General features: G+C 52.3%; 17 protein-coding genes. 5 read left to right on the forward strand and 12 right to left on the reverse strand.

Going from position 1 to position 16,605, the window contains the following annotated elements:
- The 5 genes from ACW14G_RS16305 to flhD all read right to left on the reverse strand — a co-directional run.
- Positions 1–1,058: Hpt domain-containing protein (locus tag ACW14G_RS16305; RefSeq protein ID WP_455648682.1), on the reverse strand; the 1,058-nt coding region annotated here is incomplete at its 3' end.
- A gap of 10 nt (positions 1,059–1,068) precedes the next feature.
- A complete protein-coding gene (gene motB / locus ACW14G_RS16310) occupies positions 1,069–1,995 on the reverse strand; it encodes a flagellar motor protein MotB (protein ID WP_163448970.1) in 927 nt (308 codons plus the stop codon).
- Positions 1,992–2,885 (reverse strand): flagellar motor stator protein MotA, encoded by an 894-nt coding sequence (motA, locus tag ACW14G_RS16315; protein WP_064544632.1) that lies wholly within the window; start codon positions 2,883–2,885, stop codon positions 1,992–1,994. The genes motB and motA overlap by 4 nt, the downstream gene beginning before the upstream one ends.
- Before the next feature lie 123 nt (positions 2,886–3,008).
- Positions 3,009–3,593 carry a flagellar transcriptional regulator FlhC gene (flhC, locus tag ACW14G_RS16320; protein ID WP_191091026.1) on the reverse strand — a complete coding sequence of 195 codons (585 nt, stop codon included), beginning with the start codon at positions 3,591–3,593 and terminating at the stop codon, positions 3,009–3,011.
- The gene (gene flhD / locus ACW14G_RS16325; protein ID WP_163448972.1) at positions 3,590–3,940 is read right to left on the reverse strand and encodes a flagellar transcriptional regulator FlhD; all 351 of its coding nucleotides are present in this window, start codon (positions 3,938–3,940) and stop codon (positions 3,590–3,592) included. Before flhD ends, flhC begins: the two co-directional genes overlap by 4 nt.
- A gap of 791 nt (positions 3,941–4,731) precedes the next feature.
- Here flhD and uspC point away from each other — a divergent pair.
- Positions 4,732–5,151, forward strand: coding sequence for a universal stress protein UspC (uspC, locus tag ACW14G_RS16330; protein WP_163448973.1), 420 nt, complete (start codon positions 4,732–4,734; stop codon positions 5,149–5,151).
- 82 nt (positions 5,152–5,233) lie between these two features.
- On the opposite strand, the gene araH is transcribed toward uspC, so the two are convergent.
- The 4 genes from araH to ACW14G_RS16350 all read right to left on the reverse strand — a co-directional run bounded on the left by araH (position 5,234) and on the right by ACW14G_RS16350 (position 9,647).
- Positions 5,234–6,214 (reverse strand): L-arabinose ABC transporter permease AraH, encoded by a 981-nt coding sequence (gene araH / locus ACW14G_RS16335; RefSeq protein WP_163448974.1) that lies wholly within the window; start codon positions 6,212–6,214, stop codon positions 5,234–5,236.
- Positions 6,215–6,228: 14 nt separating this feature from the next.
- The gene (araG, locus tag ACW14G_RS16340; protein WP_249023090.1) at positions 6,229–7,743 is read right to left on the reverse strand and encodes an L-arabinose ABC transporter ATP-binding protein AraG; all 1,515 of its coding nucleotides are present in this window, start codon (positions 7,741–7,743) and stop codon (positions 6,229–6,231) included.
- A 62-nt stretch (positions 7,744–7,805) separates the two neighbouring features.
- The gene (locus ACW14G_RS16345) at positions 7,806–8,786 is read right to left on the reverse strand and encodes an arabinose ABC transporter substrate-binding protein (RefSeq protein WP_223802836.1); all 981 of its coding nucleotides are present in this window, start codon (positions 8,784–8,786) and stop codon (positions 7,806–7,808) included.
- A gap of 303 nt (positions 8,787–9,089) precedes the next feature.
- On the reverse strand, positions 9,090–9,647 hold the full coding sequence (locus ACW14G_RS16350) for a DJ-1/PfpI family protein (RefSeq protein ID WP_167575549.1): 558 nt from the start codon (positions 9,645–9,647) through the stop codon (positions 9,090–9,092).
- 632 nt (positions 9,648–10,279) lie between these two features.
- Here ACW14G_RS16350 and ACW14G_RS16355 point away from each other — a divergent pair.
- Entirely contained in the window at positions 10,280–10,783 is a 504-nt protein-coding gene (locus tag ACW14G_RS16355) for a non-heme ferritin-like protein (RefSeq protein WP_455648681.1), read from the forward strand.
- Between the two features lie 70 nt (positions 10,784–10,853).
- On the opposite strand, the gene ACW14G_RS16360 is transcribed toward ACW14G_RS16355, so the two are convergent.
- Positions 10,854–11,105: a DUF2766 family protein gene (locus ACW14G_RS16360; protein WP_064544613.1), complete on the reverse strand. Its 252-nt coding sequence runs from the start codon at positions 11,103–11,105 to the stop codon at positions 10,854–10,856.
- Between the two features lie 81 nt (positions 11,106–11,186).
- Positions 11,187–11,276, reverse strand: a complete 90-nt coding sequence (gene azuC / locus ACW14G_RS16365; RefSeq protein WP_015963980.1) for a stress response protein AzuC — start codon at positions 11,274–11,276, stop codon at positions 11,187–11,189.
- A gap of 210 nt (positions 11,277–11,486) precedes the next feature.
- Here azuC and ACW14G_RS16370 point away from each other — a divergent pair, with 210 nt between their 5' ends.
- Positions 11,487–12,911, forward strand: coding sequence for an MFS transporter (locus ACW14G_RS16370; RefSeq protein WP_249023089.1), 1,425 nt, complete (start codon positions 11,487–11,489; stop codon positions 12,909–12,911).
- 63 nt (positions 12,912–12,974) lie between these two features.
- Here the strand turns inward: ACW14G_RS16370 and ACW14G_RS16375 are convergent, their stop codons facing one another.
- Complete coding sequence (locus tag ACW14G_RS16375; RefSeq protein WP_065357827.1) at positions 12,975–13,613, reverse strand: RpiB/LacA/LacB family sugar-phosphate isomerase; 639 nt, start codon at positions 13,611–13,613, stop codon at positions 12,975–12,977.
- A 288-nt stretch (positions 13,614–13,901) separates the two neighbouring features.
- On the opposite strand from ACW14G_RS16375, the gene ACW14G_RS16380 reads away from it, so the two are divergent.
- Entirely contained in the window at positions 13,902–16,088 is a 2,187-nt protein-coding gene (locus tag ACW14G_RS16380) for an HD domain-containing phosphohydrolase (protein ID WP_167575547.1), read from the forward strand.
- Between the two features lie 85 nt (positions 16,089–16,173).
- Positions 16,174–16,509, forward strand: coding sequence for a YecR family lipoprotein (yecR, locus tag ACW14G_RS16385; RefSeq protein WP_163448980.1), 336 nt, complete (start codon positions 16,174–16,176; stop codon positions 16,507–16,509).
- Positions 16,510–16,605: the final 96 nt, after the last annotated feature.

The following is a 16,605-nucleotide window of genomic DNA, read 5'->3' on the forward strand; positions in this document are numbered from 1 at the left end:
AAGACATATTCCATCGGCATCATACGGATGGACATCACCGATTCCTGCAGGTCGCGCGCATTGCGCTGAAGCTGGCCCATGCTGGTGATCAGATCGCCATGCGAGACCGGGTCCAGCGCGTTGGAACGCTGGGCCAGCATCGACTGAGTAATGACCAGCTCGCCAACCAAGTTAATCAACTGGTCGACCTTCTCAACCGCCACGCGGATACTGGTAGATTCACTGCTGCGCGCTGCCGGTTTTTCACGCTCTACGCGGGGTGCAGTCTGGCTTGCTGCAACGGCCGGCGCCGCCGGGGCGACAACCGGCAGTTCGACGATCTCTTCGGCTTCGGCTATTTCCACCAGCGCAGGCTCTGTGGCCGCGGCAACGGTGGTGAACGCTATCTGGTCGGCCTCGATCACGAAACACAGCACGGCGACGATATCGTCCTGATCCACGCTACCGTCGAGCACCGCGGTGAGACTATCGGCCGTTTTGTTGACCTGGCTCAGCGTCGCCAGATTACCCAGCTCCTCTTCCAGCATATCGGGTTCACCGGCCTTCAGCCGCGACAGCGTGATCTGGGTTTTGCCGACGGCGGCGGTATCGATCGCAACCGTCTCGGTCTGCATACTGTTGTCGACCACGCTCAGGCGGGCGCTTGCGGCCACCGGTGGGACGCTTTCGCCTTTCGCCTCCAGCGCCAGTTGCCGCAGGGCGTTGCAGATATATTCGAAGCTGGCAGCATCCGGTTCGCTGGAGCTTTTATAGGCGTCGAGCTGTTCCTGCATAATATCTTTGGTTTCCAAAAACAGGTTGATAATATCGGTGTTGAGCTTCATCTCCCCACGGCGTGCCTCATCCAGCAGGTTCTCCATCAGATGCGTCGTTTCCTGCAGCACGGAGAAGCCGAAGGTGCCCGCCCCGCCCTTGATCGAGTGTGCCGCGCGGAAGATCGCGTTCAGCTGTTCAGCGTCAGGGTCATCCACCGCCAGATCCAGCAGATGCTGTTCCATATCGGCCAACAGCTCGTCGGCCTCATCAAAAAATGTTTGATAAAAATCGCTGATATCCATGCTCACGCAATCACCTCGAGTCGGGTTGTGGCGCCGTAGTACCTGATGCAGACGGTGAGGTCGTCGGCGACGGTAATACGCTTAAAGGTTCATTCTGGCTCTCGGCATTCTCATGGAGAATGGCCTGCTCAGCCTGGTTATTCAGCACCAGCAGGCTGATGCGACGGTTAATCGCATCATTGCCGCCGTGCTCTGATAAGCGCATCGAGTTTGACATCCCAATTACGCGTAAAACTTTGCCATCGTCCAGCCCGCCGGCTACCAGTTCGCGGCGCGAGGCGTTGGCGCGATCCGCCGACAGCTCCCAGTTGCTGTAGCCACGTTCACCGGTGGCATACGGGTAGTCGTCAGTGTGGCCGGCCAGACTGACCTTATTGGGAATTTCATTCAGTACTGGCGCGATGGCGCGCAGGATATCGCGCATGTAGGGTTCCACTTCCGCGCTGCCAGTTTTAAACATCGGTCGGTTCTGACTGTCGATAATCTGAATGCGCAGCCCTTCCTGTACGAGGTCAATCTTCAGGTGCGGACGCAGCGCGCGCAGCTTTGGGTCAGCCTCAATCAGCTGGTCCAGTTCGCCACGAATACGTTTCAGGCGGTTGGTTTCCATCCGTTTTTTCAGGTCGTCAATATTTGGCTGCTTGTGTACTTCGCCCTGCTGCTGGGTGACATCATCCCCGCCGCCGGGAATCGGACTCTCGCTGTTCGCCATCCGCTGGCCTCCGGTGATCGCGGTGGCCAGCGGCGTACGGAAGTACTCCGCTATCTGAATCAGCTCTTTCGGGCTGGAGATGGAGATCAGCCACATCACCAGGAAGAACGCCATCATTGCCGTCATAAAGTCGGCATAGGCAATCTTCCACGAGCCATGGGCGCTGCCGTGAGATTTATGTTTGCGCCGCTTAACGACGACAATAGGATGCGCTTGGTTCTTCATGCGTCCTCGGTGGTCGTTTGCTGTTGCCCCGCCGGGTTACGCACCGCGCGGACGTGCTCTTCCAGCTCGATAAACGACGGGCGTTCGCTGGTGTAGAGCGTTTTTCGGCCAAATTCGACGGCGATAGGCGGCGCGTAGCCGTTGAGGTTAGACAGCAGCGTAATTTTGACGCACTGCATCATCTTGGTCGTTTCCGCGCTCTTTTGACGCAGCACGCTCGCGAGCGGTGAGACGAAACCATAGGCCAGCAGGATCCCGAGGAACGTACCGACCATCGCGTGGGCAATCAGCGCGCCCAGTTCTGCCGCCGGACGGTCGGCTGATCCTAAGGCGTGCACCACGCCCATGACCGCCGCAACAATACCAAACGCCGGCAGTGAGTCGCCCACCAGCGCCAGACTGTTGGCTGGCACTTCGCTTTCACTTTCGTGGGTTTCGATCTCTTCATCCATCAACGCTTCAATTTCGAAGGTGTTCATGTTGCCGCTGATGATCAGGCGCAGGTAATCGACGATAAATTCCAGCATCACGGTATCCGCGAGAATGCGCGGATAGCTGGCGAAAATTTCGCTCTCTTTCGGATTCTCGATATCGCGCTCGAGCGAAAACATCCCCTGCTGACGTGACTTGGCCATCAGGCGATAGAGCAGCGCCAGCAAATCCATATACATCGTTTTGGTGTACTTTGAACGCCGAAACAGTAAAGGCAACGCTTTCAGGGTGCCCTTAATCGCCTTGCCGTTGTTTCCCACGATGAAAGCGCCAACCCCCGCCCCGCCGATAATAACCAGCTCGGCCGGTTGATACAGTGCTCCAAGGTGTCCGCCAGTCATCATATAACCGCCGAAAACTGTCCCCAAAACAACCAGGTAACCTATTAAGATCAGCACGCTATCATCCTTCCACTGTTGACTAAGAGAGGAGACAGATGAGCAATTTCACCCACACGCAGGTAAAAAAAAGCAGCAGCCATAATGGCCGCTGCTGGAGTGTTTTCGTCACACCGTGTGGGGTTAAACAGCTTGCTCTATCTGTTCATCCAGCAGTTGTGGATTACTATCGGCAAGATCCTCAGAAAGTTTACGTCTTTTTACGGCTCGTGATGGCGGTTGGCATAAGCTGCATACAAAGCTACCAACGGGCTGGTGAGCGTGAGTCACAAAGTTACCGCCACAGGCGTTGCAACTGGAGAGTTCAAGCATGCCGCTTTCGACGAAACGGACTAACGTCCACGCGCGCGTCAGGGCCAACAGCGGCCCGGCATCCTGCTGCGGACACTGCTCAAGGTAAAGACGGTAAGCCTTGATCACCGCATCAACGCCGGAACATTGCCCACTTTTGAGTAAGAACTGCCAGGCATTACAGAACATGGAAGAGTGAATATTCTGCTCCCAGGTCATAAACCAGTCCGTGGAGAACGGTAGCATCCCCTTCGGCGGCGGGCTGCCGCGAAGTTCTTTGTAGAGCTTAATCAGGCGACCACGACTCAGCTGTGTTTCGCTTTCCAGCATTTGCAAACGCGCGCCCAGGGTAATCAGCTCCATAGCAAGCTGAATATCGCGCGCTTCCTGAACAATGCTTTTTTCGCTCATGATCAGGCCCTTTTCTTACGGGCAGGTTCGCCTGTATGACTGGCCTGATTCAGCAGTCGTGTGGAGAGCAGAATACCGGTGTGAATTTGCTGTAAATCGTCAACGCGTGACTCCTGCGTCAGACGGGTGATGGTTTGGGAGTCATCAAAACGGAACTGACAAACCAACTGATTGGTTTCGGCCAGTTTAACCATCTGCGGGAGCGTCAGTTCCCCGAGGACTTTCGCCATATCCTCGTTGATACCGAGGCGGAACATGGCTGAAGCCTTATCCTGACCGATCAAACGCTGTGCAAGAAGCAAGTAAGACAAGTTGATGTCATAGATGTGCTTTAGCAACTCGGATGTATGCATTTTCCCCATCCCGAATAACCAATTTGTACTTTTATGCGGAAAATCCGCATACCCCGTGATGTCGTCGGGCAAGGCCCGATAAAAAAGAATCGGTCAAAATGCATAGCCGATTAGGTGAATCTCATGCCCCATCGCCGGGCAACGTTTTGAACGCACGGCCCGACAAATCTAAACATTTCTTACAATTTACTAAGATTTTTCCTAATTCGACGCAACTTTACTCGCCAGATGTGACACATACAATGTTACTTCACTGTTAATTTGAAATTTATGTGATCTCCATCACAAAATCAAACCGTATTTTTACACTGTATCCATCAGTCATAGTTGTATTTTGAGCAATAAATAACCATTTAAAACGTTGTTTTATTCCTGTCTGGCGGATATTCATTCACCGAAACTATCCAATAACGATCGACGGTGGGCAACTTTACTTAAGACAATTGCGAAAAAATTATCACAGATCATAGTTTCATCTAATATATAAAATTCATCGTAAATTCAATAAATTGAAACATCGAATCATTTGCAGTATATTCATTTGCATATTATTTACTTTCCATTAACATTAATTCAGCAAAAATTAAATGTTTATTCGCCATATTGATTACATGATATATTCAGCATTGCTTATGCAATCTGTACAATAATTACGCAATTATTCGCATAAAAAAAACTTATGTATCAGGTTAAGTTATAGACAGATTTATTCTGTGTTCCCCTTGCAGGGTTGAGGCAAAAAGAGTAAGAGAATAAAAAGAGAGTACGTATTATTGGAGCAAGGAGGTCTGATGTCTTACTCACATCTCTTGGTGGCCGTCGCGCCCACCCCGGAAAGCCAGGCCCTGCTACGGAAAGCTGTCGCCATCGCGCGGCCCCTCAACGCGCGTATCAGCCTTATCACCCTGTCGACCGACCCGGAAATGTACAATCACCTCGCGGCCCCGATGATGGAAAACCTGCGAGAGCTGATGCAAGAAGAAACCCTACAGTTTCTGCAAACGCTGGCTGATACCACCGACTATCCCATCTGGAAAAGCCAAATCGCCTGCGGTGAACTGGGCGAACATATCAAAGCATTCAGTAAAAAATACGCGGTCGACCTGGTGATTTGCGGTAACCATAACCAAAGTTTCTTTTCCCGTGCGACCTGCTCGGCAAAAAGCATTGTGGGAAACAGCGGTGTGGATGTTTTGCTTGTGACGTTGTAACAATGCCGTTGAGAAAAGCCAAAAACCGGGAGAACGTCCATTCCCCCGGGTCATTTTGAATGATTTCGGCGAGCAGACAGCGCTACACGCTGCGTTTAGCTTTCTGTTTGTAACGGTCGAAGATCACCGCCGCCAGCAGAATCAACCCGCGCACCACATACTGCGAGAACGGAGAGATATTGAGCAGGTTCATCGCGTTCTCCACGGTGCCTAAAATCAGAATCCCGGCGACCACGTACGAGATCTTACCAATCCCGCCTTTCAGCGAGACGCCGCCCAACACGCAGGCGGAGATAACGATCAGCTCATAACCAATCGACGTCATTGGTTGTCCGCTGGTCATACGCGAGGCCAGAATGATCCCCGCAGCAGCGGACACCAGGCCGGAGAGCACAAAGATAATAATCTTGGTGCGTACCACCGGAACCCCCGCCAGCCGAGCGGCCTCTTCGTTGCCGCCAATCGCCAGCGTGTTACGGCCAAAGGTGGTTTTGTTGAGCAGCAGGCCGAAAATAATCAGGCAACCCACCGTCAGCCAGATAGGTGCCGGCAGGCCCAGCCAGTTGGCGTAGCCCAGGGTGAAGAAACGCTCGTCCTCAATCCCTACCGCCTTACCATCAGAGATGATATAGGCCAGCCCGCGCACGATCTGCATAGTGGCAAGCGTGGTGATCAGCGCGTTTATCTTAAGACGGGCAATCACAAAGCCGTTAACCAGCCCGCTTACCGCCCCGAGCAATAGTCCGGCAAATACGCCAATCCATAGATTTTCAGTGACGTTTATCACCACCGCGGTAGTGACGCCCGCACAGGCAATCACCGAGGCAACCGACAGATCAAAATCACCGGACGCCAGGCAGAACAGCATCCCGCAAGCCACCATCCCCGACATCGAAATGGCCAGCCCAAGCCCCTTCATATTGATAAAGGTGGCAAAGTTCGGAACAAAGATCGCACAGCAGATAAACAGCGCGGCGAAGACCACCAGCATTCCGTACTGATCCCAGATACGGCTAAAGCTCAGCGACGAGCGGCGGGCGCCAGGCGTAGTAACAGTTGACATCATAACCTCCTAACTCAGGCAACGGCCTGACTGACTTTTGGCATCGCCAGGCTTAACGCCTGTTGTTCATTGGCGCTCTCGTGCAGCAACTCGCCGGAGATCTCCCCTTCACGCATCACCACAATACGGTCGGCAACGCCCAGCACTTCCGGTAGGTCGCTGGAGGCAAACAGCACCGCGACGCCGGACGACGCCAGCGCATAAATCACGTTGTAGATTTCATGCTTTGCCCCTACGTCGATACCCCGGGTGGGCTCATCAAGCAGAATCACCTTCATGTCTTCTGACAGCCAACGCCCGAGAATCGCCTTTTGTTGATTTCCCCCGGAGAGGTTCATGATCAATTGCTGAGCGCCCGGCGTTTTGATGTTGAGAGCCTGAATGTGATGGTCGGCGTTAGTGGCCTCCCAATCGTTGTTGATGAGACACCCCGCATGGATATGCTTGCGGCGGGCGCTAATATTGATATTGTCACGCACGGAATGGACCGGGATGATCCCCTCAGCTTTACGATCTTCGGGGCACAGCATCATCCCCGCGCGAATCGCCTGCGCCGGTTTGTCGATAGTGACTCGCTCACCGTCGATGAAAATCTCACCGCCGGTTATTTTCGTCCCGCCGAAGATCCCCTTCATTAGCTCGCTACGTCCGGCACCCACCAGGCCGAACAGCCCCACGATTTCACCGCTGCGAACGGTCAGCGAAATCGGCGTGCGCACGCCCGGCGCTTTCACCTGCGATAGACGCAGACGGTCTTCACCGTACTGACGCGGCTGCCAGCCATAGATATCGCCAATGTCACGCCCCACCATCGCCTGCACCAGACGATCGTGGCTCACCTCCATCATGTCGGCAAAGGTACAGACATAGCGGCCGTCTTTAAACACGGTGATGGCATCGCTCAGCGCGAAGATCTCTTCCATGCGGTGAGACACATAGATGATCACTCGCCCCTCTTTGCGCAGCTCACGGATGACCCGGAACAGGTTGTCTATCTCGCGCGCGGAAAGTGAACTGGTTGGTTCATCAAAAGCGATGACCTTGGCGTTACGCGCCAGCGCCTTGGCAATTTCGACCATCTGCCATTGGCCAATCGACAGATACTTCAGCGGGGTATCGGGATCGATGTCCAACCCCAGATGTTCAAGCTGGATACGCGCTTCATAGTTCAGCAGTTTGCGGTTAACAATACCGCCGCGACTCGGCAATTGGCCAAGATAGATATTTTCCGCCACGGTCATTTCCGGGACGAGATGCAGTTCCTGGTAAATAATCGCGATACCCGCGTTCAGCGCCGCAGTGGTATCAGCAAAAGAAATCTCTTCTCCGCGCAGCGCCAGCGTGCCGGACGTCGGGGCATAGTTACCGCTAAGAATTTTCAGCAGCGTCGACTTGCCCGCACCGTTCTCGCCCATCAGCGCATGTACCTGGCCGCTATAGCAATCAAAGCTAATATCGGACAGCGCCTTTACGCCGGGGAAAGTTTTGCTGATACCGCGGAAAGAGAGATAAGGGGTAGACTGTTGCATCGCAACCTCCACAATGACACGATCCTTCTCCTCCCGCCTGGCGGGAGGAGAACCAACAGGACTCAGAGGCCTTTTTTCGCCAGCTCTTCTTTGAAGTTATCGCGGGTAATCAGCACGACATCCGTCACCGCAGTAAATTTCGGTGGCTCTGCGCCTTTCTCCACCCAGTTGTAGAGCAGCTCGCTGGTTTTGTAGCCGTGAATGTCCGGGCTCGGCAGCAGCGAGCCAAAGAAGCCGGTAGCCTGCGCTTTTGACAGTTCGTTCACCGCATCCACGCCGTTAATGCCGATACCGATGACGTTAGCCGCTTTGAACCCCTGACCTTCCGTTGCGCGTACGCCGCCGAGTACGGTGTTGTCGTTCATGCCAACAACCAGCCACTGCTTCACTTCCGGATGCTGTACTAACAGCGAGTTACCGGCATCGAACGCGCCGGGGATATCATTCGATTTGGTGGGAACCTGATAAATCTGCTTTTCCGGGAAACCGGCAGCCTTCAGCGCGTCCATAGAACCCGACGTACGGCGGCGCGCGGTATCCAGTTCGTTGGCGGTAATGGCCATCACGCCGGTGGTTTTCACGTCCCAGCCGCGTTTTTGCATCTCCTTATACAGCTCCTGCCCCTGGCGCGCGCCAATTTCGCTCGCCGCCATCATCACCAGCGGCACATCATCCATCGGTTTGCCTTTGGCGTTGACGAACTGATCATCGACGGTGATAACCTTCATGTCGTAGCCGCGCGCTTTAGCCACGATAGCGGGCCCTAATTTTGGATCTGGCGTACAAATAACAAAACCTTTGGCCCCACTGGCCGCCAGGCTATCAATAGCATTGAGGGTTTTCTCACCGTCCGGAACGGCAATTTTAATCACATCAAAACCAAGGTCTTTGCCGGCTTTATCGGCAAATTTCCATTCCGTCTGGAACCAGGGTTCTTCCGGTTGTTTTACTAAAAAACCAAGCTTTAAATTCTCGGCCATAGCCGATTGTGACATAACCGCCGCCAGCCCGATGGCCGCCAGCGCTTTCGTAAATTTGTGCATGGTTAACTCCAGCCTTAATGTTCTTTTATGTAGGGAAAATCAGACAAACCATTTAAATCGGACATAAAACAAAGTATTAGCTGCACAATTAACAGCGTTAACTATGTTGAAACATTAATAGCCAGGAATTAACCATTCAGAAGAGAGCGCCATCACACCCCTGAATTACAGTAAGGTGATGCATAGATTCAGCAGATAAGTACATATAAAAAACGCGAATTGTCAGACAATTCGCGCAGAGAGAATAGCTTATTTATCTATATCCTCAGCGAAGATATATCTTTCTCTGAGGTGGCCGATTAATTACCAGCGGTAATAAATATGATCGGCGTGGTCGCGCACCGGCGCTTCATCGCCCAGCAGACGTGCCGCGACGGTAAAGGCAAAGTCAAAGACATGACCGAATCCTTTACCGCTAATCAGATTGCCGTCTTCAACCACCGGCGCATCAACGTATTCCCCGTTTTTCACGTCCTGCCACAGATCACCGGAGCAGACATAGCGACGGCCTTTCAGCAGATCATTGCCGGCCAGCACGCGCGCAGCGGCTGAGCAGATTGGGCAGATCAGTTTGCCCGCGGCATCGTGCGCGGCCACAAAATTAATCACGTCTTTATTCGCCGCCAGATTCACGCTCCCCTGCGGGCCACCCGGCAGGACGACAGCGTCGTACAGGGTATCAAGACGTTCTGCCAGCGTGGCGTCAGCCACCATCGGGATATCGTGATAACTCACCACCGCGCGTGACTCAGCGCACGACACCAGCTCAACACCAATATGCAGACGGCGCAGGATATCGATAGTGACAATCGCTTCCCCTTCTTCAAAACCCGGGGCCAGCAGTACAGCAACCTGTTTCATTTTAACTCCTGTAAATTCATATAAACGAATCCCTCCTGGTGACGAATGGGGAAGGATTTGGCGTACTCGTCATGACGCGAACATAATCCTCTTGCCGGCCATTATCAAAAATGATCTAAAACAAATTTGCCATCATTCTAATATTGGGGAGCCGACATATATCATGATATATAAATAAGAATTATTATTCGCGATGCACTATTGATAGCAAATAATGCGTAACGCGCCTATCTGAGCCATCGTTATCCGGTTGAAAATCAGAGTTAGATCACACTTCCTGATGTACGTAATGCAACATAGAATTCGTATGTTAACAAAGCCTTACGCAGAGTATGCCGGAAAGTTACATTCTCTATAATTCATAGGGTTACGAAAATAATATTTTGCGAATTAAGATATTAGCAATATAGGTTGTAACGAAACGTAAAAAGCGGCTCATGAGAGTTTTCTTATACCAAAACTAAGAGTATTCTTTTTTCTGAACTCAAGAGGAATTATATCTTTTGTTCATGGTTGAAGACTACGAGTAATATGTAGTTACACTCCAACGCGTAAATAGCGCATGGTTAGCGGCTATTAAGATACTATGCGGTATCACGCGTATCGTTCCTACCAGTAATAAGGATATTTGTATGGCAGTTCCAGGAATGGTTCAAAAGCTTAATGCTCAGATGAATCTCGAATTTTATGCATCTAATCATTATTTGCGTTTGAGCGAGTGGTGCTCAGAACATCGACTGAATGGTACCGCGACGTTTTTACGTTCACGGGCACAATCCAGCGTAACGCAAATGATGCGTGTGTTCGATTATATGAAAAAATCTGGCGCTTATCCGGTCGTGAAAGCTTTTGAAACCCAAGAAGATAAGTGCGCCACCCTCGAAGATCTTTTCCTGAAAACCATTGAAGATCACGCGCAGCGCAGCTCTACGCTGTCTGAGTTGACTGAACAGGCAAAAGTGCTTCATGACGATAACACCCTGAGTTTCCTCAACGCACTGGAAGAAGAGCAGGAACAGGATGGTATCTTGCTGAAGAGCATTCTGGATGAAGTGCGCAGCGCGCGTAAAGCGGGCCTCTGCATCCAGCAAACGGACCAGCATCTGCTGAACATCGTTAACCAACAGCAGCATTAATTACGCAACAAGGGCGGCCATGGCCGCCCTTGTTCTTTCTGAACTTAGTCCTGAGGACGTCAATTCCGGATCAGTGCGTCGCATCCTGTGGCGTAAACTTCAGCTCAATCAGCGCAATCGCTTTCTGAATCGCCCGCAACGTTACCGGATCGGCCCCCGCCGGATGAGTGGTAAAGTCAATCGCTTTCAGCTGGGTAGCCATCTTTTCACGAACTTCAACTGGCGCGATAACATCGATAACGTCGAGGATCTGTTTGATAACGAGTTGGCAGGCGACAACGTCGGAAACCAGTTCATCGTTCGGGGTGAGGTTCTGAGACATTTTTTGCTCCTGTTTTGCGGAGCGTAATAGTAACCTACTTTTGCTGAAGATAAAAAAAACCTGCCGCAGCAGGTTTTTTTATCAGAACATAGCGCCTGGCGGTACGTCTTTGAAAGTCTTGCAATAGTTCTCAAACATGCTTTTGAGGATTTTACGCATGCGCTGTTTCATGTTGATGCTCCGGTTTTTGTTATGCAGGTGTTATTGTCTTTAGGTACATAATATGAGCACCATCACAAAAATCAACCATTTTGAGAGTTAAATCACATAATAATTACCACACATGTTAAATTTATAAAGAAATTGTTATGAAAATCTGTCACTTGCAGCATCTACAAAATCTATAAATTTTACGTATTAATTTGATAGGGTAACGCAACGATGAATGAGCCTCTCCAGGCCCAGGCAAGCCGTGGGGTATCCCCTGCAGCGCTGCTTGTGGCCGGTGCATTCTTTATGGAGTTCCTCGACGGGACGGTGATTGCCACCGCCCTGCCAGATATGGCGAAAACCTTTGGCGTGGAAGCCGTCGATCTTAATATCGGCATCAGCGCCTACCTGATCACGCTGGCCGTACTCATACCGGCCAGCGGCTGGATAGCGGACCGCTTCGGCGCGCGCACCATATTCAGCCTCGCGCTCGCCATTTTCACCGTCTCTTCCGTATTTTGCGGCCTCGCCACCAGCGCTCACGGTTTCGTGGCCATGCGTATTCTACAAGGCGTAGGCGGCGCGCTGATGGTTCCTGTCGGGCGGTTAGCCGTCCTTCGTACCACGCCAAAACACCTGCTCATCACCGCCATTGCCACGCTCACCTGGCCTGCGCTGATTGCGCCGATTATCGGGCCTCCCCTGGGTGGATTTATTACCAAAGTGGCCGACTGGCGCTGGATATTCTTCATTAATGTCCCGTTGGGCATTATCGCCATCCTGCTGGCGTTGCGGATTATCCCCAACATCCGTGACGATGAGCGGCGGCCATTCGATCTACCGGGTTTTCTCGCCACTTCGGTGTCTATGGTGAGCCTGGTCTACGCAATGGAACTGCTGGGCGCAGAGAAGATGCAGGGCGGCTTAATCATCACGCTACTGCTGCTTGGCTGCGCCACTTTTTACTATGCGCTGTCCCATTTCCGCCGCAGCCCGGCGCCGATGATCCGAATGGATGCACTCAAGGTGCCCACTTTCCGCGTCACGATGTACGGCGGTTCATTGTTCCGCGCTTCCATCAGTGCCGTACCGTTCCTGCTTCCCCTACTCTTTCAGGTCGGTTTTGGTATGGATCCGTTCCACTCCGGCCTGTTGGTGCTGGCGGTGTTCGTGGGCAACCTGACGATTAAGCCGGCCACCACTCCGCTCATTCGCTGGCTGGGCTTCCGCCGCCTGCTGTTGATTAACGGTGCGCTGAACGTGCTGGCGCTGGTCGCCTGCGCCTTCCTGACACCACAGACGCCGGTATGGGTGATTATGCTGGTACTGTACCTCGGCGGCGTGTTCCGCTCGATTCAATTTACCGGCGTCAGCACGCTGGCGTTTGCCGACGTACCCTCACCGCAAATGAGCTATGCCAACACGCTGTTCAGTACCGCCAGCCAGCTGGCGATTGGCCTGGGTATCACACTCGGGGCGATTGGGATTCGTATCGGTGAGAAACTCAGCGCCGTACTGGATCTCAGCGCGGTACCCGGTATCAGCTTCCGTCTGGCCTTTGTCTTTATCGCGCTGATTTGCCTGGTGGGGATGATAGATACCCTGCATCTGACGCGAGACGCGGGCAGCGCGGTGTCGAAGAAAGCCAAAGCCTGAGTTCACGGCATAAAAAAACCCACGCCAGAGCGTGGGTTTTTATTAGAAAGGAGAACGTCTGACTTACGCCAGGATCTCGCGAACAAAGGCTTCGATTTCTTTGTTCTGGCAGTTTTCAAAGAAGCATTCCTGGAAACGCTGACCGGAGACGGCAGTTTTCACCAGCGCCGGGTCGATAGCGCGCAGAGTATCCAGATAGTTCTCTTTCACCACCGCCGCTTTAACCTGGTTCAGGATACCGGCGTTACGAACCTGAGGTTCTTTACGCTCTGGCGGGTAGCCTTCACCGTTACGACCGGTGAACGCTTTTTCAAACATATAGCGAACGTTCAGTTCCGCACCCCAGCCAAAACCTTTGGCGAAGGCCAGAGACAGCGCGTTACCGTTGTTGATCTGGGCAAACAGGAAGGCGTCTGCTGGATCCAGGCAGTAGCCACAAACAACGCCCGGGTGGATGTTCAGGGACATCAGCGCACCCTGACCGGTACCACAGCCAGTGACGACGAAATCTACCGCTTTAGAGTTCAACAGGATGCTGGCCATGATACCCAGGTGAATGTAGGTCAGGTGATGATCGTTTTCATCGCTCATGCCCACGTTGTAGACCGGGAAGCCTTTTTCATCGGCAACGGCTTTTAACTCATGATGAATAGTCGCGTTCTTGCTGGCCTGGCTGTTTTCCATCATCAGTGCAATTTTCATTCTTTCCTCTCCTGAAAGCTACGCGGGATTTCCCGCAGTCGTTCGATTACGTTACAGTAACCTTACTACCAGACAAACGCACTTTCAAATTTTATGAAAAATGGTTTTACTTTTTACTGAGGCGGTCACACTTTTGGCCTATGCCGGATAGATAAATCATTACATAAACCATTATTTTTTTACTGTTACCAGGCCACACGGTGGTCTAAACTGACTTAAGGGCAATAATGGGCCCACAAAATGTACGCTATTAAATGGATAAAATAGTCTTCGCAAAGGAACTGACTTGTGACACAGAACTGCCGATCTCTTCGACGCGGGCTGGGTCTCCTTGTTCTACTGACCCTGTTGCTCGTTTGCACGACTCGCGCTCTTGCCGTACCGCCACAAAAAGTCAAAACGGCTTCCACCGTCCCTGTCTGGATACTCGATGCCGATAATTTTGAATTCTGGCGCGACGACCACGGACAGTTTCGCGGGTTCTATCCCGAACTGCTGCACGCCATCAATTCACGCTACGGCTATAATCTGACCCTGCAGCCCATTGACGGCACCACGTTCGAACAGCGCTTTAGCCATCATGACTACGGGCTCTACGCCAGCGTGCTACAAACCCGTGAACATCTGAAGAATACAATCCTTTCCTTACGCCTGCTCGAAAACACCATCGTTACCGCCAGCATCACTCGACAAGCCAAGACCGTACGAGACCTAAACGACACAAGAGTCATTTTCCGCCGGCACGATCCGACCCAGACGATCGTCAAACAAGCTTATCCCTCCCTGACATTTCAACAGATCATCGAGGTCGACAGCAGTAAAGAGGCCTTGCAAATTCTGCGCAGCGGCGGTGCCGATTTCTATATCAATGAAGACAGAGAAATCGGCAGCCCACAGTACTACTACACCATTTCTCGTCCATTTGATTCACTGCGTATCACCGCCTCATTCGGGATAAGCCCGGAACTCATTTCACTACGCAACAACATCAATCAGTTGATTAACGAGTGGCAGCAAAACGGCAAGCTTCAGGCGCTGGAAGAGCAAAGCCAGATAGAGTTTCTCCGCCATAACCTCATCATCACCCCCGAAGAGCGCAACTGGTTACAGGAAAATCGTCTGACGCTGTGGCTGCCGAAGAATGAGAACTTCTCTCCCATTATCTGGAAAGATAATCAGGGATATCATGGCAGCGCCATCAGCATGGTTAACGATCTTCGCGATCTGCTTAATATCAACGTTGACGTTCAATTCGTTGATAATTATTTGATTCGCATGAAGAACGAAGAGTGGCCACTGCGGCTTGCCGATATTATTGATGTCCGCGACGGCGCACAGCTGGAAGGCCTGGTTGGCCCGCTGCTGAACTGGTACAACGCCTATTACAATAAGGTCGGTCAGCCGTTTATTCTTGATGAAGAACAGGTGCGCTATCAGCGGATTGGCGTGATACGCGGTTCGTTTGCCGCATACTATCTGCGCCAGCGGTTTGGTACCGACGTGACGTTGGTCGCCCGCGCCACCATCGACGAACTGCTGGATACCATCGATAACAACCAAATCGACTTTATTCTTGGTGATTTAAGCTCGCTGGAGCAAGCGCTTCGCGGCAGCGATCTGTTCCGCGGCGCGCTGAAAGTTGCCGGGCTGACCCATTCCAGCTATCAGATAGGGACCTGGGTGAACATCGATCACCCTCTGCACGCGCTGCTGGCTCAGGTTCATCTCATCTCCAGCTATCGTCACCAACTCACGCCTCCCACCAGCGTCGCGGCCTCCACGTCGCTAAGTAAAAATACATTACAAATTATTAGCGCCGGGCTGCTGGCCGCGCTGATCTTTATCCTGAGTATGATGCTGATGATGTGGCGGCATATGAACCAGAACCGCGCGATTAACCGCAGCATTGTCGAGGCAATGGAAAAGATTAATCACGTCCACGATGATGAGACCGGTTGCCATATCCGTCGCGTTTCAGCTTATTGCAGCCTGTTGGCCCGCGCGATGAAGCTGCCCCAGCGCCAGATTCGTGACATTGAAAATTTCGCTTCGCTGCATGATATTGGCAAAATTGCCGTTCCCGAGATGATTCTGCGTAAGCAGGGCAAACTCACCGAGGACGAGTTTAAGCAAATTCAGCAGCACTCAGTGAAAGGCTGGCGTATCGTCCAGGGGCTGGTGCTCGGCTCTGTGGCGGAAAACCTGATTCATTATCACCACGAAAAATGGGACGGCAGCGGCTATCCGGATGGATTAGCCGGTGAAGCTATCCCGCTGGAGGCGCGCATTCTGGCAATCGCCGATGTTTACGATGCGCTGCGGCAAAAACGAGTCTACAAACCCAGCTTCTCCCATGAACGTGCCTACGAAATTATCGTCAGCAGTTCCGGCAGCCATTTTGATCCGACGCTGGTCAAACTGTTTTGCCAGTTGCATCTGCAGTTTCAGGCCATTTATGAGTCACAAGCGGATTAACCCCTGAATCTGGCGACTATTCAAGGGATTGGCCACCGAGGGGGCGGCTACAATAAGATTACGACAGATTGCGCAGAGCGACTTGATGAAAAGCCTCCTACTTATCCCTGCCCTGCTGGCACTTTCCGCGTGCTCGGTTCCCCGCACGGCAAGCGTCAGCGAAGTTGATGCGACCAGCGGTATCGTTCGCCTGACCTACGGGCAGGCGGTACTGCAAAACGCCCGCACCGACAGTTACCTGGCCCAGTCCGAGGCCAATAAGGCCTGCCAGCAAATGGGCTACGCCACCGCATTTTCCTATGGTCAGCCCATTTCCACCTGCTCCACCATTAGCGGCTCACTGTGCCTCAACGAATATATCACCCTGCAATACCAGTGCCGGGGTGTCGCCAATATTCCTGCTACCAGCGCCTGGTATTAGTTCACTCGCCGGTGAATTCCGGCGTTATTATTTCCTTCTTGATATCTATTGTTATATTTCTGCCAATGAGTTTTATTCACATTCGCATTATTATAT

It is taken from the genome of Kluyvera sp., from assembly GCF_965301105.1.